This is a genomic window from Pseudomonas sp. PvP089, assembly GCF_017875165.1.
In the GTDB taxonomy this organism is placed as follows: domain Bacteria; phylum Pseudomonadota; class Gammaproteobacteria; order Pseudomonadales; family Pseudomonadaceae; genus Aquipseudomonas; species Aquipseudomonas fortuita.
In genome coordinates, this window is sequence record NZ_JAGGME010000001.1 from 2,242,548 (window position 1) to 2,261,453 (window position 18,906).

18 protein-coding genes and 1 tRNA gene are annotated in these 18,906 nt (G+C 60.6%); 12 read left to right on the top strand and 7 right to left on the bottom strand.

Annotated elements, in window-relative coordinates; genetic code table 11:
- Positions 1-39 precede the first annotated feature (39 nt).
- Positions 40-1,656, bottom strand: a complete 1,617-nt coding sequence (locus J3A71_RS10175) for an inorganic phosphate transporter (protein ID WP_096426550.1) — start codon at positions 1,654-1,656, stop codon at positions 40-42.
- A gap of 127 nt (positions 1,657-1,783) precedes the next feature.
- On the opposite strand from J3A71_RS10175, the gene J3A71_RS10180 reads away from it, so the two are divergent.
- The 8 genes from J3A71_RS10180 (at position 1,784) to J3A71_RS10215 (ending at position 8,607) form a co-directional block, all read left to right on the top strand.
- Positions 1,784-2,170 (top strand): DUF488 family protein, encoded by a 387-nt coding sequence (locus J3A71_RS10180; RefSeq protein ID WP_023047493.1) that lies wholly within the window; start codon positions 1,784-1,786, stop codon positions 2,168-2,170.
- A gap of 60 nt (positions 2,171-2,230) precedes the next feature.
- Positions 2,231-2,662, top strand: coding sequence for a GNAT family N-acetyltransferase (locus tag J3A71_RS10185; RefSeq protein WP_016488201.1), 432 nt, complete (start codon positions 2,231-2,233; stop codon positions 2,660-2,662).
- A 120-nt stretch (positions 2,663-2,782) separates the two neighbouring features.
- Positions 2,783-3,172: a helix-turn-helix transcriptional regulator gene (locus J3A71_RS10190; RefSeq protein ID WP_016488200.1), complete on the top strand. Its 390-nt coding sequence runs from the start codon at positions 2,783-2,785 to the stop codon at positions 3,170-3,172.
- 63 nt (positions 3,173-3,235) lie between these two features.
- Positions 3,236-3,874 (top strand): UvrY/SirA/GacA family response regulator transcription factor, encoded by a 639-nt coding sequence (uvrY, locus tag J3A71_RS10195; RefSeq protein WP_023047491.1) that lies wholly within the window; start codon positions 3,236-3,238, stop codon positions 3,872-3,874.
- A 6-nt stretch (positions 3,875-3,880) separates the two neighbouring features.
- Complete coding sequence (uvrC, locus tag J3A71_RS10200; RefSeq protein WP_060516982.1) at positions 3,881-5,704, top strand: excinuclease ABC subunit UvrC; 1,824 nt, start codon at positions 3,881-3,883, stop codon at positions 5,702-5,704.
- Between the two features lie 33 nt (positions 5,705-5,737).
- Positions 5,738-6,298 (top strand): CDP-diacylglycerol--glycerol-3-phosphate 3-phosphatidyltransferase, encoded by a 561-nt coding sequence (gene pgsA, locus J3A71_RS10205; protein ID WP_016488197.1) that lies wholly within the window; start codon positions 5,738-5,740, stop codon positions 6,296-6,298.
- A gap of 63 nt (positions 6,299-6,361) precedes the next feature.
- A tRNA-Gly gene (locus J3A71_RS10210) sits at positions 6,362-6,437 on the top strand.
- A gap of 226 nt (positions 6,438-6,663) precedes the next feature.
- Positions 6,664-8,607: an integrase arm-type DNA-binding domain-containing protein gene (locus tag J3A71_RS10215; RefSeq protein WP_023103875.1), complete on the top strand. Its 1,944-nt coding sequence runs from the start codon at positions 6,664-6,666 to the stop codon at positions 8,605-8,607.
- A gap of 37 nt (positions 8,608-8,644) precedes the next feature.
- Here the strand turns inward: J3A71_RS10215 and J3A71_RS10220 are convergent, their stop codons facing one another.
- Both J3A71_RS10220 and J3A71_RS10225 read right to left on the bottom strand, forming a co-directional pair.
- Positions 8,645-9,613: a Dyp-type peroxidase gene (locus J3A71_RS10220; protein ID WP_020924940.1), complete on the bottom strand. Its 969-nt coding sequence runs from the start codon at positions 9,611-9,613 to the stop codon at positions 8,645-8,647.
- A 118-nt stretch (positions 9,614-9,731) separates the two neighbouring features.
- Complete coding sequence (locus J3A71_RS10225; RefSeq protein ID WP_023106332.1) at positions 9,732-10,385, bottom strand: substrate-binding domain-containing protein; 654 nt, start codon at positions 10,383-10,385, stop codon at positions 9,732-9,734.
- A gap of 119 nt (positions 10,386-10,504) precedes the next feature.
- On the opposite strand from J3A71_RS10225, the gene J3A71_RS10230 reads away from it, so the two are divergent.
- The gene (locus tag J3A71_RS10230; RefSeq protein ID WP_009459591.1) at positions 10,505-10,798 is read left to right on the top strand and encodes a helix-turn-helix transcriptional regulator; all 294 of its coding nucleotides are present in this window, start codon (positions 10,505-10,507) and stop codon (positions 10,796-10,798) included.
- Between the two features lie 22 nt (positions 10,799-10,820).
- Here the strand turns inward: J3A71_RS10230 and J3A71_RS10235 are convergent, their stop codons facing one another.
- Complete coding sequence (locus tag J3A71_RS10235; RefSeq protein ID WP_023103878.1) at positions 10,821-11,711, bottom strand: LysR family transcriptional regulator; 891 nt, start codon at positions 11,709-11,711, stop codon at positions 10,821-10,823.
- Between the two features lie 484 nt (positions 11,712-12,195).
- Positions 12,196-12,777, bottom strand: coding sequence for a hypothetical protein (locus J3A71_RS10240; RefSeq protein WP_245353465.1), 582 nt, complete (start codon positions 12,775-12,777; stop codon positions 12,196-12,198).
- A gap of 51 nt (positions 12,778-12,828) precedes the next feature.
- Between J3A71_RS10240 and istA the strand changes: the two genes are divergently transcribed.
- A complete protein-coding gene (istA, locus tag J3A71_RS10245) occupies positions 12,829-14,343 on the top strand; it encodes an IS21-like element ISPpu7 family transposase (RefSeq protein ID WP_019437638.1) in 1,515 nt (504 codons plus the stop codon).
- A 17-nt stretch (positions 14,344-14,360) separates the two neighbouring features.
- The gene (gene istB / locus J3A71_RS10250) at positions 14,361-15,116 is read left to right on the top strand and encodes an IS21-like element ISPpu7 family helper ATPase IstB (protein WP_019437637.1); all 756 of its coding nucleotides are present in this window, start codon (positions 14,361-14,363) and stop codon (positions 15,114-15,116) included.
- Positions 15,117-15,182: 66 nt separating this feature from the next.
- On the opposite strand, the gene J3A71_RS10255 is transcribed toward istB, so the two are convergent.
- Complete coding sequence (locus J3A71_RS10255) at positions 15,183-16,013, bottom strand: alcohol dehydrogenase catalytic domain-containing protein (RefSeq protein ID WP_245353464.1); 831 nt, start codon at positions 16,011-16,013, stop codon at positions 15,183-15,185.
- Between the two features lie 466 nt (positions 16,014-16,479).
- On the bottom strand, positions 16,480-17,421 hold the full coding sequence (locus J3A71_RS10260; protein ID WP_028698648.1) for a LysR family transcriptional regulator: 942 nt from the start codon (positions 17,419-17,421) through the stop codon (positions 16,480-16,482).
- 448 nt (positions 17,422-17,869) lie between these two features.
- Here J3A71_RS10260 and J3A71_RS10265 point away from each other — a divergent pair, with 448 nt between their 5' ends.
- On the top strand, positions 17,870-18,850 hold the full coding sequence (locus J3A71_RS10265) for an IS5-like element ISPa26 family transposase (RefSeq protein WP_024086516.1): 981 nt from the start codon (positions 17,870-17,872) through the stop codon (positions 18,848-18,850).
- Positions 18,851-18,906 lie beyond the last annotated feature (56 nt).

Here is an 18,906-nt window from a genome sequence, read left to right on the forward strand (position 1 = left end):
GTGGCACAAGGCCGCTCCTGCAAAGGGCGCAGTTCAGGTTTAGAAAATGTGGTTCAGCAGCCAGTACAGGCTGCCAGCCAACAGCATCGCCGCCGGCAAGGTCAGCACCCAGGCCATCAGCAAGTTGAACAGCGTGCGCTTCTGAATCCCCGACCCATTCGCGACCATGGTCCCCGCCACCCCCGAGCTCAGCACATGGGTGGTCGAAACCGGCAACCCGAACATGTCCGCTGCGCCAATGGTGCACATGGCAACGACCTCCGCCGAGGCACCTTGGGCATAGCTCAGGTGGGTCTTGCCGATCTTCTCGCCCACTGTCACCACGATGCGCCGCCAGCCAACCATCGTCCCCAGCCCCAGCGCGATGGCCACAGCCACCTTGACCCATAGCGGAATGTAGCGGGTGGCGTCGTCCAGTTGAGTCTTGAACAGTTGCACCTGGCTGCGGGTATCGGCATTGAATGCCACCAGGCGGTTTTTCTCGATCAGGCGGATGGCTTCGCTGGTCAGGTACATATCATTGCGCACGTTGGCCATAGCCTCGGCAGGTATGCGCTTGAGCGAGCCGTAGCTTTTGACCTCTTCGCCGATCATCCCGGTCAACGCCGCCAGTGCCGGTACCAGTTGCGCGCTGGCCTTGGGCTCGCCAATGAACGCGGTCAGGGTCTGGCGCGGATCGGCCGGGGCCGCATGTGGGGCGCTGCGCACCAGTGCCTGGCGGGTCACTTCGGCGACGGTGGAAAACTGCAAGGCCTGCTCATTGGGCATGGTTTTGTTCAGCGCATACGCCATTGGCAGGGTGCCGACAAGGATCAACATGATCAGGCCCATGCCTTTCTGGCCATCGTTGGAGCCGTGGGCGAAGGACACCCCGGTACACGTCAGGATCAGTACACCGCGAATCCACCAAGGCGGCGGTGTCTGGCCTTGTGGCGCCTGATACAAAGCTTGACGCTTGACCAGTGCACGCAAGGCGAGCAACAACAGGGCGGCGCAGGCAAAGCCGATCAGGGGGGAGAACAGCAGGGCGTAACCCACCTTGCTGGCCTGGGCCCAGTCCACGCCGCTGGTGCCGTCACGCCCATGCATCAGCGCATTGGCCACCCCCACACCGATGATCGAGCCGATCAGGGTGTGCGAGGATGACGCCGGCAGCCCCAGCCACCAGGTGCCGAGGTTCCAGATGATCGCCGCCAACAGCAAGGCAAAAACCATCGCGAAGCCGGCCGAGGAGCCTACCTGTAGAATCAGTTCCACGGGCAGCAGGGCGATGATGCCGAATGCCACTGCGCCACTGGAAAGCAGCACGCCCAGAAAGTTGCACAGCCCGGACCATACCACTGCGACCGGTGCCGGCAGCGCATGGGTATAGATCACGGTGGCTACCGCGTTGGCGGTGTCGTGGAAGCCATTGACGAATTCGAAGCCCAGGGCAACCAGCAGTGCCAGGCCCAGCAGCAGAAACGGCGTGAACGTGGTGATGACCGTGCCGCTGGCGCTGACATCCTGTTTCAGGCTCCAGGCGGTGTAGGCGATACCCGCCAGCAGCAGGCCGAAGAACAACACGAGGGTGGCGCGCCCAGGCTTGTGGGCAAGTGGCGGGCGGGCGTCGCGTTGGGCCAGGTGCGGCTGGCTGGCCAGTAGCGGGGTTGCCATGATGGCTCCGGTTGGCATTGGGCAAGTTGCCGAAGGCCTTGAGCATAGAAACAATTCGCAACCCGGCCGTGACCTCGATCAATGAATTATCTAGGCTCAAGACGGACGGTAAATGCCGGAGACAGCCATGATCCGCTGCAAGCGTGTCTACGATGCGGTCGCGAGCGACGATGGCCAGCGAGTGCTGGTCGACCGCCTGTGGCCGCGCCACCTGCGCAAGGAAAACCTGCACGGGCAGTGGTTGCGCGAAGTGGCACCCTCCAATGAATTGCGCAAGGCGTTTCACCAGGGGGCGGTCGACTTTACCGGTTTTACCCAGTGCTACCAGGAAGAATTGGCTGCCCATCCAGAGCATTGGTACCCCCTGCTGGACTTGGCCGGAAAGGGGTTGCTAACCCTGCTTTATGCAGGCAAGGACACCGAGCACAATAACGCCCGGGTGCTGGCCGAATGGCTGGAAAGCGAACTGGACCGGCATGGGCCTGGCAGTTCACCCGTATGCTATGCCCAGTGAGTGACATTTGCTGCACCGGCCTCATCGCCGGCCCTGCCAATCTCCAGAGCCCATTGTGCGATGCCGCTACATTTGATTCCCGCCAACGACAGTCACCGTACGTTCGCCCGCGACCTCACGCGGCGCGCCATGCTGCGGTATTACCGTGAATTTGACCTGCTCTGGATCGAGGACGCGTTCGACCAGGCCTGGGGTTGGCGCGAGCAGTGGTTGATCAGCGAAGGCGACAGCCTGTTGGGTTTCTGCAGCCTCAGCCAGGACCGCCAGGCGCTGTTTATCCGCGAGTTGCACCTGTTGCCCGAGCATCGCGGGCGCGGTGTCGGCAGCTGGGTATTGGAAGAGCTGGCGCTGTGGGCCGGGCAGCGGCGCCTGCCGTTGCTCAGGCTGATGGTGTTTCGCAGCAACCCGGCGCGCCTGTTGTACCAACGCCATGGTTTTGTCGAAATGGGTGAGGATGAGTGCTTTGTGCGCATGCAACGTACGATTGGCTAGTAGCGTAATGATGGCTTGTCGCGACCGAAGCGCAGCGGCATAGTGAGCCCAGACGCTCACGGTCGCCCGTAGACGGGGCGGCAGAGGATGAGCGTGATCAGGGATAAGGAGAAGCCCACAATGAACGGGATTGGTCCGCGGCTGCGGGAAGAACGTGAGCGCTTGGGCATGACCCAGCGCGTGTTTGGCGATATCGGTGGGGTCGAACCCAATGCCCAGGGCAAGTACGAAAGTGGCGAGCGTACGCCGCGGGTCGATTACCTGGCAGCACTGGCGGCCAGGGGGGTGGATGCACTGTACGTGCTTAGTGGCATGCGCACGCCGGCCCCGCTAGAAGGGTTGAGTACGGATGAGTCAGGGCTGCTGGGCGCCTTCCGGCAATTGCCGATCGACGACCAGGCGGCCATCTGGCACCTGCTTGGCCGCTTGAGCAGCGATATCAAGCCCAGGCAAACAGTGAGGCCTGTCACTGTTGTGCGTCAGGCGTTTCTTACAGAAGCAATGCGTTAGACCCGCCTGGAAAAATTTTGTTAAGGTGGCGGGATCCAATCGCCCTGCTGACGAGGTGTGTGCTTGATTAGGGTCTTAGTGGTCGACGATCACGATCTGGTACGAACCGGTATTACCCGCATGCTGGCCGACATCGACGGCTTGCAGGTGGTGGGTGAGGGGGACTCGGGTGAATCCGCGCTCAAACTGGCCCGCGAGCTGAAGCCGGACGTGGTGCTGATGGACGTGAAAATGCCCGGCATCGGCGGCCTTGAGGCCACCCGCAAACTGCTGCGCAGCCACCCGGATATCAAGGTAGTGGCCGTGACCGTGTGCGAGGAAGACCCGTTCCCCACCCGCCTGTTGCAAGCCGGTGCCGCCGGTTACTTGACCAAGGGCGCAGGCCTTGACGAGATGGTTCAGGCCATCCGTCTGGCTTTTGCCGGCCAGCGCTACATCAGCCCGCAAATCGCCCAGCAGTTGGCGCTGAAACCTTTCCAGCCACAGGGCTCACCGTTCGATACACTGTCGGAGCGGGAAATCCAGATTGCCCTGATGATCGTTGGCTGTCAGAAAGTGCAGATCATCTCTGACAAGTTGTGCCTCTCGCCCAAGACCGTCAATACTTACCGTTATCGGATCTTTGAAAAACTCTCGGTCACCAGCGACGTCGAACTGACCTTGCTGGCCGTTCGCCACGGCATGGTCGACGCAAGCCTGTAGAACCTCATGTCCCAAGTGTTTGATGCCAGCGCATTCCTGGCCACCTGCAGTGGTCGCCCGGGCGTTTACCGGATGTTCGACGGCGAAGCCCGCCTGCTTTACGTGGGCAAGGCCAAGAACCTCAAGAAACGCCTGGCCAGCTATTTCCGCAAGACCGGCCTGGCGCCCAAGACCGCCGCGCTGGTCGCGCGCATCGCCCAGGTCGAAACCACCATCACCGCCAACGAAACCGAGGCGTTGCTGCTGGAGCAGAACCTGATCAAGGAATGGCGGCCGCCGTACAACATCCTGCTGCGCGACGACAAATCCTACCCCTACGTGTTCCTGTCCGACGGTGAGTTCCCGCGGCTGGGCATTCACCGTGGGGCGAAGAAGGCCAAGGGCCGCTACTTTGGCCCGTACCCCAGTGCTGGCGCCATCCGCGAAAGCCTAAGCTTGCTGCAAAAGGCTTTTTCGGTGCGCCAGTGTGAAGACAGTTACTACGCCAACCGCACCCGGCCGTGCCTGCAGTACCAGATCAAACGCTGCAAAGGGCCCTGCACCGACCTGGTCACCCCCGAAGAATACGCCGAGGATGTGCGCCACTCGGTGATGTTTCTGGAAGGCCGCAGCCAGCAACTGGGCAACGAGCTCAATGCCGAGATGGAGAAGGCCGCCATGGCCCTCGACTTCGAGAAGGCCGCTGAGTTGCGCGACCAGATCGCCTTGCTGCGCCGCGTGCAGGACCAGCAGTACATCGAAGGCGGCAGTGGCGACGTCGATGTCATCGCCGCTTTCGTCAACCCCGGTGGCGCCTGCGTGCACCTGATCAGCGTGCGCGGCGGCCGGGTGCTGGGCAGCAAGAACTTCTTCCCGCAGGTGGGCATCGAGGAGGAGGTGGCCGAGGTCATGGCCGCATTCCTTTCCCAGTACTACCTGGGCAACGCAGAACGGGAATTGCCCAGCGAGTTGATCGTCAACGTTGTTCACGAAGACTTCGATGCCATCACCGCAGCGCTGCACACGCTGCGTGGCCGCGAGCTGACCATCAGCCACCGGGTACGCGGCACGCGCGCCCGCTGGCAGCAGCTGGCAGTGACCAACGCCGAGCAGGCGCTGAACGCTCGCCTGGCCAACCGACAGCACATGGCCGCACGTTTCGAGGCCTTGGCCGAAGTGCTGGGCCTGGACGAAGTACCGCAGCGGCTGGAATGCTACGACATCAGCCATTCCAGTGGTGAAGCCACCGTGGCCAGTTGCGTGGTGTTCGGCCCCGAAGGTGCGCTGAAGTCCGACTATCGCCGCTTCAACATCGAAGGCGTCACAGCCGGCGATGACTACGCCGCCATGCACCAGGCCCTGACCCGCCGTTACGGGCGTATCAAGGATGGTGAGGGCAAGCTGCCCGACGTGTTGCTGGTGGATGGCGGCAAGGGGCAGTTGAACATGGCCCGGGATGTGATGCAGGAATTGGGCTTCACCGACCTGACCCTGCTGGGTGTGGCCAAGGGCGTCACCCGCAAGGCCGGTTTCGAAACCCTGTACCTGAACGACGTGCACCACGAGTTCACCCTAAAGGGTGATTCGCCGGCCCTGCACCTGATCCAGCAGATCCGCGACGAAGCCCACCGTTTTGCCATTACCGGCCACCGCGCTCGCCGCGGCAAGGCCCGCCGGGTGTCGAGCCTGGAGGATGTGGCCGGGGTAGGGCCCAAGCGCCGGCGCGACCTGCTGAAACATTTCGGCGGCCTGCAGGAGCTCAACCGCGCCAGTATCGATGAAATCGCCAAAGCCCCCGGCATCAGTAAAAAGCTTGCCGAGTCGATTTATGCCAGCCTGCATAGCGAGTAGAATGCCGGGCTCAACTTGCAGCCAGTCGTACCGATGAATATTCCAAACCTGCTCACCGTTCTACGCGTCCTGCTCATTCCGTGCTTCATTCTGCTGTTCTATATGCCTTATCAGTGGAGCTACATGGCCGCCAGCAGCGTGTTTGCCGTTGCCGCCGCCACTGACTGGCTGGACGGCTACCTGGCGCGTCGCCTGCAGCAGAGCACGCCGTTCGGTGCCTTTCTGGACCCGGTGGCCGACAAGCTGATGGTGGCGGTGGCCCTGGTACTGCTGGTGCAGACCCACGCCAACTTCTGGCTGACCCTGCCGGCGGCGGTCATCATCGGCCGCGAAATCGTGGTGTCGGCGCTGCGCGAGTGGATGGCTGAGCTGGGCGCGCGGGCGCACGTGGCGGTGTCCAACCTTGGCAAGTGGAAGACCGCCGCGCAGATGCTGGCGCTGGTGATCCTGCTGGGCAACCCGCCAGCGGTAACGTTCTGGGTGATCCTGGGCTACGGGCTGCTGCTGGTGGCGGCGGGGCTGACCCTGTGGTCGATGGTGCATTACCTGCTGGCCGCCTGGCCGCACCTGCGCGAAGGTTCTGAACAGAAATAAACTTTTTTTGAATCAAGGGGTTGACGCTGTTTTAGAAATCGCTAGAATGGCACCCATCACGACGCGGGAATAGCTCAGTTGGTAGAGCACGACCTTGCCAAGGTCGGGGTCGCGAGTTCGAGTCTCGTTTCCCGCTCCAAATTTTGATCCACAGACTTCTACTGGGGTCTGTAGGTCATTGAAAAAAGGAGCTTCGGCTCCTTTTTTCATTCCAGCGAGTGCCACGGAAATCCACCCACAGCTACCGTTTTTGAGTGACCAAATAAGGCACAAGAATACGGGTGGGTCGGCTACCGGATAGTTGCTGGGGCTGAGCGGGGACCATGACGAGCATAGGGCCTAAGTCATTACTTAGGAGTCTCGAAATGGCGCTCTCTGATCTGACCGTCCGGCAGGCGAAGACCACCGGAAAACGCTACACCCTCTCCGACAACGACTGCCTGGGCCTGATGGTCTCAGCCGCAGGCGGCAAGTCATGGCAATTCCGCTACTACTGGCTGGGCAAGCAAAAGCGCCTGTGCCTGGGCGGCTATCCTGCTCTCAGCCTGCGCGAGGCCCGGATCGAGCGAGACAAGGCCCAGGCCCTGCTCGCCAGGGGGATCGATCCTCAGGTCGAGCGCGACCAGAAACGGCACGCGGCCAAGCTGGCGGGCGAATACACCTTCAAGACCGTCTTCGATGCCTGGGTCGAGCATCGCCGCAAGGAACTCAAGGAAGGCCGTCAAAGCACGCTGTCGCAGATCCTGCGCATCTTCAACAAGGACGTGTTGCCCACCCTGGGAAGAATGTCGATCTACGACATTCGCCGCCCCCAACTCCTGGGCGTCTTGGCGGCGATCGAGAAACGCAAGGCGTTCACCACCGCCGAGAAGGTCCGCACCTGGTTCAACCAGTTGTTCCGCTATGCCCTGGTCATTGCCGAGGGGTTGGAAGTCAACCCGGCCGCCGACCTGGACGTGGTGGCAGAGCCCAAGCCCCCCGTAGCCCACAATCCCTACCTGCACCTGCCCGAGATGCCCGAGTTCCTCCAGAAGCTCCGGCTCTACAACCCCCGTGGCTGGCAGACCCAGCTTGGCGTCCGGCTGCTGTTCCTGACCGGGGTGCGCACCGGCGAACTGCGATTGGCCGAACCCGAACAGTTCGACCTCGACAGGGGCTTGTGGATCATCCCACCGCAGATCGTCAAGCAGCTCCAGGATGAAATGCGCAAGGCAGGGAAGCGGCCGCAGGATGTGCCCCCCTATATCGTGCCGCTATCCCTGCAGGCCATCGAGATCGTGCGCTATCTCCTGGGGGTGATGCGGCCGGCGCAGAAGTACTTGCTGTCACACCGCAGCGAACTCAAGAAGCGCATCAGCGAGAACACCCTCAACAAGGCCGTGCAGCTCATGGGCTATGAGGGGCGCCTGACCGGCCACGGCATCCGCGGCACTATCTCGACGGCGCTCAACGAGATTGGCTACCCGAAGATTTGGGTGGACGCGCAGCTTTCCCATTCCGACCCCAACAAGGTGAGTTCGTCCTACAACCACGCCAAGTACGTTGAGCCGCGCCGTCGGATGATGCAGGACTGGGCCGATCGGCTCGACCTGCTCGAACAGGGCGAAGTGGAAGCCGCGAGCGCGCATCTGACCATCCGTATCGACGGGGCGCCGGCGATGGCAGAAGTGGAGGAAGCGGTGGATGCGACCCTCGCGATGGCCGAGCCCACTCCTCCCGGCGTCCCGCCCGTCGTGGCCACGCCTATTGTCGTAACCCCGAGCAGCGGCGGCATCACGTTCCAGCGGCTGTCTCAGGTACCGCCGCCTCCGACGCATGCCCCAGAGCCGGAAGTGTCCGCGATCCAGCGCGAGCGCGAGGAAATGCTGACCATCTACGAGTCTCCAAGCAGCTTGCCGGTCCCGCTGTTCGGCAAGCTGGCCGGAAAGTCCAAGGACCAGATCAACCGCGAACTGAAAGCGGGCAAGTTGCTGTCCATCAGTTTGGGCAATCGGGGGCAGCGTGTTCCCGATTGGCAACTGGTGCCGCTCAAGCACAAGCTGGCCCAGGTGCTCATGAACCAGTGCCCGCACGCGGATTCGTGGGATCTGTACCGCATGCTGACCCAGCCGCACCCTGACCTGGGGGACCGCGCGGCCATTGATGCGGTCACGCCGACCAACGTACCGGCGATCATCCAGGTCATCATGGGCGACTACCAGCACTATGCGGATATGCCCGAGGCCATTGCCCCGTACCCCATCCCCGAGGATGTGCGGCAAAGCGTTCGTCGGCTGGTGGATAGCGCAGTAGTTCTAGACGGAGCATAGGGCTCTCAAACCTTGCAGGGGCCTTGCGGCCCCTGCATTACGCTTGCACCGCCTCCACGAGTTCGCTCAGCGTGCGCGGTGCGGGAGCGAAGAACACGGCGCCGGTGTGCGCCGTCGAGAAATCGAGCAGGCGGTCGTGCATGCCTGGCGGATCGCCGAGGAACATGCGCTCCAGCATCTTCTGCGTCACCCACAGATGCCTGGAGTAGCCGATGAAGTAGGTGCCATATTCGCCCTGGCCGGGGCGGCCGAAGGGCATGTTGTCGCGCAGGATGTCGTGCTCGGTGCCGTCGTCGTCCACGATCGTGGCGAGGGTCTTGTGCGATTTCTGGCCGCTCGTCGCGTCGGGCAATTCGACATTGCTGACGATCTCCCGGCCGATGATCCGCTCTTGCTCGTCCTTGGCGAGCCGAGCCCACGGCTGCATTTGGTGCAGATACTTCTGCACCACCAAGTAGCTGCCGCCGGCGAACGCCTGATCTTCACTGCCGACCAGCGTCGAGGCGCCGATGTCGTGCCCGGTCGGGTTGGCCGTGCCATCGACAAAGCCAAGCAGGTCGCGGGAGTCGAAGTAGCGAAAACCGACCACCTCGTCGGCCACCGTCACGCTGCTGCCCAGTTGGTCCAGCAGCAGGCGCTCGAATTCAAAACAGAGGTCCTCGCGTTCGGCACGGATGTGAAAGAACAGGTCGCCGGGCGTGGCAGGCGCGGTGTGCTTGGCACCCTCGATGGGCACGAAGGGCCGTAGTTCCTTCGGGCGCTTCCCGGTCTGGAAACGGTCCCATAGCGCCGATCCCAGTGCAGTGATGCACGACAGCCGGCCGTTGAGATCGCGGAAGCCCACCGTTTTGATCAGGTCGTCCAGCCCGTCCAAGACGCCGGCGACCGCCTGAAGGGCCTCGTGGCCCTCGGCGACCGTCAACGTGAGAAACACCGCCGCGCGCGACAGCGGCGCATCGATGCTTTGCGAGTCAATTGGTACTCGATCCCAACCACTTCCAACCATTCGTGCCTCCAAAGACCATGTTAATTCATCATATTGCCAGAGATGGAAGCGCTATCACTGGCGCGCTAACAGGCGCGTGCCGCTGCAATTACCCGCACGCAGCCTCGGCGAGAGCGGGCTATGGGGTATTCGAGCAAGCCGCCCTGTCCCTGGCAACCAGCATTGCCCTGTGCTCGAACCGCTCAGAAACAACATTGGCTCGTCCGTGGGGTCGCTGCAGGTATGTCACGATCTCGTAGGGGCCGTCTGAAAGCGGTCGCATAGTGATCCCCCACGCATGGGCACGCTCAATGCGCGATTGCGCGGAGAGCCCCACTCCGTAGCCAGCGGTCACCCAAAGCGCCATCATCTCGAACGAAGTCACGTGCTGAATGCTCTGCTGGCTCAACGGAAGAAAGGACAGTCGCTGATCCAGCAGTAGGCAAGCCTCCGCCGGCCAGCGAAACACCGGATAGTCCAGAAGCTCGGCAAGCGTGATCTTCGCCTGGGCAACTAAGGGGGACCCCAGCGGCACTGCAACAGCCACGTTCTCCACCCAGAGCGGTTGGCTTTTCACAGCCGGAGCACCAGCGTTCCGAAGCGTCATTCCAGCGTCGTAGCGGCCTTCCTCAAGGCCCGTCAACAGATCATCGGCTGAGGTCTCAAAGAACGTGATGGTGACTTCTGGTTCCTCCGCGCGCTGTAGGGCAAGAAGCGTTGTGAGGCAAGAGGATGGCACTCCGGGCGCGATAGCAAGCCTGAAATGGGAAAACTGGCTGGTGGCGTCATGCATGAGGGCCCCCAATAAGCGATCTGTCCAGAAAGGCAAACCAGCGTTTCAGGAAAGAGTGAAGTTTAACGTCGTTATCTTTAACGTGGTTAATTGTGGCAGATTGTTTGACGCTTCTGCTAATGCAGAAATCAACAATTCAGCCAGGCCGTCCTTCTGGCACATCGACGTATGAATCCGAGTCGGCGTTAGCCTTCGGACAGGCCGTGCGCGCTGCGCGCGTCGCTCAAGGAGTCGCGCAAGACGAGTTCGCATCTCGGGCAAGCATTTCGCGTTCTCACATGGGTAAGATCGAGCGTGGTGAGCACGTGCCCACGCTTCCGCTCATACTGAAAATTTCTACGGCACTTGGAATAAGCGCGGCTGACCTGATGACGGCGACCGAACGCAATCTGCGTGCCGACACTGATCCCTGAGTGTCTAGCCTGCCAGGCTCCGTCAACCGTCCGAAGAGTCGCGAAGGCGAACGATAAATCGCTCCACCGAAGCCGATAAATTGCCGCCGTCCGGCCGAAGCAGGTAGGTGGTGATCACGGCAGAATCCATCGCCAAGGGGCGGATCACCACATCCGGCCGTTGGGAGATGGGAATCTTGGTCGCCGTCATGAAGCCGATGCCGTAGCCGGCGCCGACCAACGTGAGCATCATGTCCAGCGAGGACACTTCCTCGACAACATTCAGCTTGTGCTCCAACGTGTTGAGCAGCCGCTTGAGTTCGCGGCAATAGCCCTCGCATACCTGCGGGTCGCACAGGACAAGTGGATGGCCTTGAAGTTCTTGAAGTGGCACCTCCTTGTAGGTGAGCAATGAGTGACGAGCTGGCACCGCAATCACCAGCGGGTCGTGCCAGATTGGTTCGGCAGCGATACCGTCGCCGACATCGCCCGTGTGCGCGAACCCGATCATGAAGTCGCCCGAACGCAAGCCACGCACTTGCTCTGCCAGAGGCACTTCTGACAAGCGTATTTCGATCTCCGGCTCCTCGGCGCGGCAACGAGCCAGAAATGCCGACAGCCGTGGATCGATAGCCCCATCTGATACAGCGATGCGCAGGCTACCGCGCAAGCCCGATGCCACAGCCTTGGCATTTTCACGAGCCTGTTCCAGCACTGTGAATAGACGGCGAACATCTTGCAAGAAGACCGCGCCCGCCGCCGTTAGAACTGTTCCTCGTCGGTTTCGGTCGAAGAGCACTACGCCCAACTCGTCCTCAAGTTCCTTGATGGCTCGTGATAGCGGTGGTTGTTCGATATGCAGGCGCTCAGCCGCCCGCGTGAAATGTAGCTCCTCAGCAAGAACTACGAAGCAGCGAAGATGGCGCAGCTCCATAGGCCACCCTCCCGTTCCGACTTATCCAACACTGTGCTATCTCCCTATAGAAGTGACTGCCATTCTGGCGGCGGCGAGTTCGGCCACATCATTGGAAACTTCTGGCTGAATGAGCCAGGGCTGGGTTGACCGTGCGATGGCCCGAGGCAGGCACAACACTAGGCGAGCCTGATCAAGTCCGTGGGGTGATAAGGATCAGACGAAGGCTATCTCCAGCCACGCACGTCAATGGATGCCGTGCATCGTCCCCGTCTGACCCTTGGCCGATTGCGAACCAAGCGCTTGAACACGCTTGCGGTTGATCATCACCTGCGGATTGCTGAGGCTCTGCTCCTGGTCCGAGCCAAGGCAAGTACCCTGGGGCAGACGGCAAATGCCGGCGAAAATATTCGCCGGCTCCAGTTGCTGCCCGGAGACTGGCGGGACCAGAATGCCTCTCACCAGAAAGTGTGAGACATCCTGATGCTTAGCCCGCGCCGGATGCTTAATGCCGCACTGAACCATGCGGGTCGATGACGTACTTGTATGCAGAACCCGCGTCGAACTCTTTGTACGCGGCGGGCGCGTCTTCGAGCTTGATGAACTTAGTGTTCATCATCGGCGAAAGGTAAGGCATGCGATCGTTCAGTATCGCCCGCATTAACGCGTGGTTGTAGTTGGCCGTCGGAGATTGACCAGCCGACATTCGCGGCGACTTGATCCAGGCGTTGGACCATTCCAGATCCATATGGCCTTTCTTGGCTTTCGGGTCTTTCGAGATCGGGTTTGCGCAGTACACACCGACCGTACTGGTCATTCCGCCGAAGCGGACATATTTGAGCATTGCGTTGGTAACAGCGCTCTCCACGATCTTGTCAGCCTCCGCGCCAAACCCGCGGCAGTCCACACCAACATAGTCGATGACGCGATCCACCTGCGGATTCCACGCTGACTCGGACACCCATTCCACGCGCATCCGGACAGTGATTCCACGCTGATCCGGACACTCATTCCACGAGCATCCGGACACCGACTCCACGGTCATCCGGACACTTTTCTGGCAGGCAGCCACGCAGGATTTATTCACTACCATCGATCTCTTTTTCGAAGCAGAGAGGTCGTTGTGGAGCGTTTATCCATGCGTAAAATCCGAGAGGTGTTACGCCTCAAGTTCGACTGCGGCCTGTCCGTGCGCAAGATCGCCCGCAGCCTGGGCATTGGCCACAGCAGTGCCGGTGATTACCTCTGCCGTTTTGCCGCCAGCGGCCTCACCTGGCCCTGTTCGTTGTCCGATGCCGAGTTGGAGCAGCAACTGTTCCCGCCGGCCCCGGCGGTTGCCAGTGAGAAGCGGCCTTTACCCGATTGGGCATGGGTGCATGCCGAACTGCGCCGCCCCGGGGTGACCCTGGCGCTGCTCTGGCAGGAGTACCGCCTGAGCCAGCCTCAGGGCTTTCAGTACAGCTGGTTCTGTGAGCACTACCGAGCCTGGCAGGGCAAGTTGGACGTGGTGATGCGTCAGGAGCACCGCGTCGGCGAGAAGCTGTTCGTCGACTATGCCGGCCAGACGGTGCCGGTTATCGATCGCCACAGCGGCGAGATCCGCCAGGCGCAGGTGTTCGTCGCGGTGCTCGGCGCGTCCAGCTACACCTTCGCCGAAGCCACCTGGTCGCAGCAGCTGCCGGACTGGCTAGGCTCCCATGCCCGCTGCTTCGCCTTCCTCGGCGGCGTGCCGGAGATCGTGGTGCCGGACAACCTGCGCAGCGCGGTGAGCAAGAGTCACCGCTACGAGCCGGACATCAACCCGAGCTACCGCGATCTGGCCGAGCACTATGGCGTGGCGGTGGTGCCGGCGCGGGCACGCAAACCGCGCGACAAGGCCAAGGCCGAAGTCGGCGTGCAGGTGGTCGAGCGTTGGATCCTCGCCGCACTGAGGAATCGGCAGTTCTTCTCCCTGGATGAACTCAACACGGCCATCGCCGGGCTGCTGGAGCGGCTCAACCAACGCCCGTTCAAGAAGCTGCCGGGCTCCCGGCAGTCGGCCTTCGACAGCCTGGATCGTCCGGCGCTGCGCCCCCTGCCGGAGCAACCCTACGTCTACGCCGAGTGGAAGAAGGCGCGGGTGCACATCGACTACCACGTCGAGGTCGATGGGCATTACTACTCGGTGCCGTATCAACTGGTGAAGAAGCAGCTGGAGGTGCGCCTGACGGCGCGCACCGTCGAGTTTTTCCACGCCAACCAGCGAGTGGCCAGCCACCTGCGCTCAATGCACAAGGGCAGGCACAGCACGCAGGCCGAGCACATGCCCAAGAGCCATCGCGAGCATGCCGAGTGGACGCCGCAACGGCTGATCCGCTGGGCCGAGCAGACCGGGCCGAACACCGCCGGCGTGATCCGGCACATCCTCGAACGGCGCATCCATCCGCAGCAGGGCTACCGGGCCTGCCTGGGCATCCTGCGCCTGGGTAAAACCCACGGTGAGGCGCGTCTGGAGTTGGCCTGCCGTCGCGCCATCAGCCTCGGCACGTGCAGCTACAAGAGCCTCGAATCGATCCTGCGCCAGGGGCTGGAAAACCTGCCGCTAGCTCAAACCAACCTGCCGCTACTACCGGACGACCACGCCAACCTGCGCGGATCCGCCTACTACCACTGACCCCAAGGAATCCCACCATGCTGCCCCATCCGACCCTGGACAAGCTGCAAACCCTGCGCCTGCACGGCATGCTCAAGGCGCTGAATGAACAACTGAAAACCCCGGACATCGACAGCCTGAGCTTCGAAGAACGCCTCGGCCTGCTGGTCGACCGCGAGCTGACCGAACGCGATGACAAGCGCCTGAGCAGCCGCCTGCGCCAGGCCCGGCTCAAGCACAACGCCTGCCTCGAAGACATCGACTACCGCAGCCCGCGCGGACTGGATAAGGCGCTGATCCTGCAACTGAGCAGTGGTCAGTGGCTGCGCGACGGCCTCAACCTGATCATCGGCGGCCCCACCGGTGTCGGTAAAACCTGGCTGGCCTGCGCCCTGGCCCACCAGGCCTGCCGGGAGGGCTACAGCGTGCGCTACCTGCGCCTGCCACGTTTGCTGGAAGAACTGGGTCTGGCCCATGGCGACGGCCGCTTCGCCAAGCTGATGAGCAGCTACGCCAAGACCGACCTGCTGATCCTCGACGACTGGGGCCTGGCCCCGTTCACCGGCGAGCAACGGCGCGACATGCTGGAGCTACTGGACGACCGTTACGGCCAGCGCTCGACCATCGTCACCAGCCAGATGCCGGTGGACAACTGGCACGAACTGATCGGCGATCCGACCCTGGCCGATGCCATCCTCGACCGCCTGGTGCACAACGCTTATCGGATCAATCTGAAGGGTGAATCAATGCGCAAACGGACGCAGAAATTGACGACGCCAGCCAACCCGGACTAACAATGCCACCCCTGCGTCGCTGCGCTCCGACTGCCTGTCCGAATGAGCGTGGAACAGGTGTCCGGATCAGCGTGGGCTGAGTGTCCGAATGGCGTGGAATCCGCAATCCACCTCCCTGTGCCCGGTAATGCGTTCGAGATGCTCCTCGATCGGCACGCCGTCGGAAAGGTTGATGGTTTCCACGCCGTGTGGCTTGAGAAGGTCCAGCCGCTCTTGAATGTAATCGGCAACGATGATGGCGCCTGCACCCAGAAGTCTGGCGCAGGCGGCACCCGCTCTGCCGACCGGCCCGGCACCGAAGATCAGGATGTTTTCGCCGACGACGTAGGCCGGCGCGGCTGGCCAGTCTGGGCCAGCGAACCCATGGAAAGCTGTGGGTAATACGTCAGAGAGAAGGGTCAGGTCGCGGATTTTTTCCATGGCGGCATCCTTGTCAGGGAAGCGAAGGAGATTGAAATCCGCATACGGTACGAAGAGATAATCACCTTGCCCCCCCGTCCAGCCACCGAGGTTGAACCCGTAGGCTCCGCAGTCGATTTCGGGGTTGGTGTTCTCGCATACATCGGAGCGCATATGCTTGCAGTTGTAGCAACGCCCACACCCCACATTGAAGGGAACGGAAACGATGTCGCCCTTCTTCACGACTTCGACGTCTGATCCCACTTCGATCACTTCGCCGGTCATTTCATGGCCCATGGTCATTCCCTTGGGAACAGCAAACGAACCGCGATAAATGTGAAGGTCGCTGCCACAGATATTTGTGGTAACTATTTTGAGGATAGCGCCATGGGGTGCGCTTTTCCCTTGAGGGGTTATCAGCTCTGGAAATTTGAAGGTGTTGACCTTCATTTCCAAGGGCTTCTCGAAAGTCACGATTCGGTTACCGGTCGGAGTCATTTCGTCACCTCTGTGCGTTAATGTTTCCATCTTCTAAATCGAAGTGGGAAACGAAATTTACCGCTGTCAAGAAGAACGATCGTGGTACTGCCTAGCCGTTGGCCGCGTCTCCTTCTGCGGTCTTGACAGCATCGGATCAAGCTCAGAAGTGGTCAAACTGGAATAATCTATGTACAGATAGGCACGATCTATCTACGCGGGATCGTCGAGCCGTGCTCGTCTCCTAGCCGGGAGAGGGCAACGATCATCGCTACATCGCGCCTCCTAGCTTGATCTAGGAACAGTCAGCTCGACCCAGCGAGACATGAGGAGGCCGCATGCAGCAGGTACTCCTGTCCCCCGAGTTGCCCCTGGACCTAGTGGCCTTCGATGGGTTGCTCAGCACGTGGCGCCTGTTAGCGGCGCACACGGCATGCCTGCAATCTTCGCCTGGTTGAAGCAATACAGAGTTGCTCTTCAAGACTCGCTATTTCAGGGGGCTTTGAGATGAGTCTGCTTTGGGCTGGAACCGACGATGGATCGATATAACGGATTGAAGAGTGGCGGCGAGTTCGGGGGTGTGCACCATTTCGAGCAATGCACGCGATGACGGTGCCTCGAACGCATTTTTCCCAGCAACGAATCCGACATTTGAGTGCGACATTGGTCCATTGATTGCGATTGCGTGGAGATTTGGAATGTGCGCGAGTTGGCCGGCGAGAGATTGCGGAAGAACTGCCGAATATTTTCCTGTCGCCACGTGTGCCGATAGCACGTCAATTGAATCAGTGCGAATAGTCTGCGCGGTACATTGCATCAGCCTATCTTGAATGGGTTCAGGTACTGCCGAGTTCAGCACGCAGAGTTGTCTATTGAGAACATGGTCCCACGTTGTGCTTCGGGGTTGCTGTGTTCTCGCGGCGTGAAAAAGGAAAATGCGTTCACGGTACAGAAGGTGAGTATCGAAGTCTTCCCCTGGGATATCCTCCAAATGCATGAGTGCGATATCCAAATTGTTTTCTCGAATCGCCTGTAGCAGGGAAGAAGCGCCGGAAACCAGAACTGATTGTTGAAGTAAGGGTGTTTTTTCAGCAAGGGCGATGCTTAATGTGGGCGCTACACCGGCAGTTCCTGGGAGTATCCCTAGCCGGAATTGCCCCTCTATACCTCGCCGTAGTGCGGAGAGTTCTCGCTCCAGCCCTTTGCAGTCGTCATACATCTGCTGAGCCCAAGACAGTACGCGCATCCCTTCAGAAGTGAGGCCGTCATAGCGTCGGCCATGACGCACGATCTCGACACCCATGTCTTCCTCCAATTGCTTAATGCCCGCGGAGAGTGTCGGCTGAGAAACATTGCAGCTTTTGGCCGCGTTGCCAAAATGGCCTTCACGGTGCAAAGCAAGCAAGTATTCAAAGTTTCTTACGATCATATATTTTCTTCTGATAAAGTTGATTAGATTTTATACTTTCACGAAAAACCCTGCGCACGCTTCGATCCGCGTCCAACCTTGGGCACGTAGCTGGCACGCATGAAAGGCTGCCGCGCGCAGTGCCCATACAGTAGGTTCGACTCGTCATCGACGGTCAGCACCACAACGCACGGGACAGCCAATAGCGCGAACACAGGTGCTTTGCGCTGTGGGCGAGTCGTCCTCATGTAGCTTAGCAGTTGGCGCGTTCTGGAAGGGAGTAAGCGTGAGTGGTGAGGCACGCAACCGCAAAAGGCGGTGCTAAGCTCTTGAGCTGTTCGGGTCGTGGCCGTTGAAGCGGGGAGAGAATGGAGCCTGCCATGGCCGTTGTGGCGCAGCTGGGGAAATCCTGAAAAAGACTTCCTGATTTGGCAAAATCCCCGGACACCAATCGCCGAGCTTTTCGATGATGAAACAAATGACCTTCGCCGATGCCGAGTACGCCGGTAAGCGCAAGCAGACCCGCAAGGAGCTGTTCCTGATAGAGATGGATCGGGTCGTACCCTGGGAGGGTTTGATTGCTCTGATCAAACCTCATTACCCAAAGGGCGAAGGGGGCCGTCCAGCCTATCCGCTGATGGCGATGCTGCGGATTCATCTAATGCAGAACTGGTTCGGTTACAGCGATCCGGCGATGGAAGAGGCGCTGTACGAGACGACGATCCTGCGCCAGTTTTCCGGTCTGAGCCTGGAGCGAATCCCGGATGAAACCACCATCCTCAACTTCCGTCGCCTGCTGGAAAAGCATGAGTTGGCCACCGGTATTCTCGGCGTGATCAATGGCTATTTGGGCGACCGTGGCTTGTCACTGCGACAAGGCACCATCGTCGATGCCACTCTGATTCATGCGCCCAGTTCGACCAAGAACAAGGACGGCAAACGCGACCCGGAAATGCATCAGACCAAGAAGGGCAACCAGTATTACTTCGGTGCCAAAGCTCACATTGGTGTCGACGATGAGTCCGGGCTTGTGCACAGCGTGGTGGTCACTGCGGCCAACGTCGCGGACGTAACCCAAGTCGACAAACTGCTGCACGGTGGTGAGAACGTGGTCTGCGCTGATGCGGGCTATACCGGTGTAGAGAAGCGTGAAGAGCATGAGGGGCGCCAAGTCATCTGGCAGATTGCAGCCCGGCGCAGCACTTACAAAAAGCACGGTAACCGCAGCGCGTTATACAAAGCGATACGTAAGATCGAAAGAGCCAAGGCCCAGGTTCGCTCCAAGGTTGAGCATCCATTTCGGGTGATCAAGCGCCAGTTTGGTTATACGAAAGTGCGCTTCCGAGGCTTGGTGAAAAACACTGCTCAGATGGTGACGCTGTTCGCCCTGTCGAACATTTGGATGGCGCGTCGACATTTGCTCTCCAATGCAGGAGAGGTGCGTCCGTGAAGAGTGAAGTGACTGCTGCGAGGTGCTTGCAGCGGCAAAAAAGGCTGAAATAGACG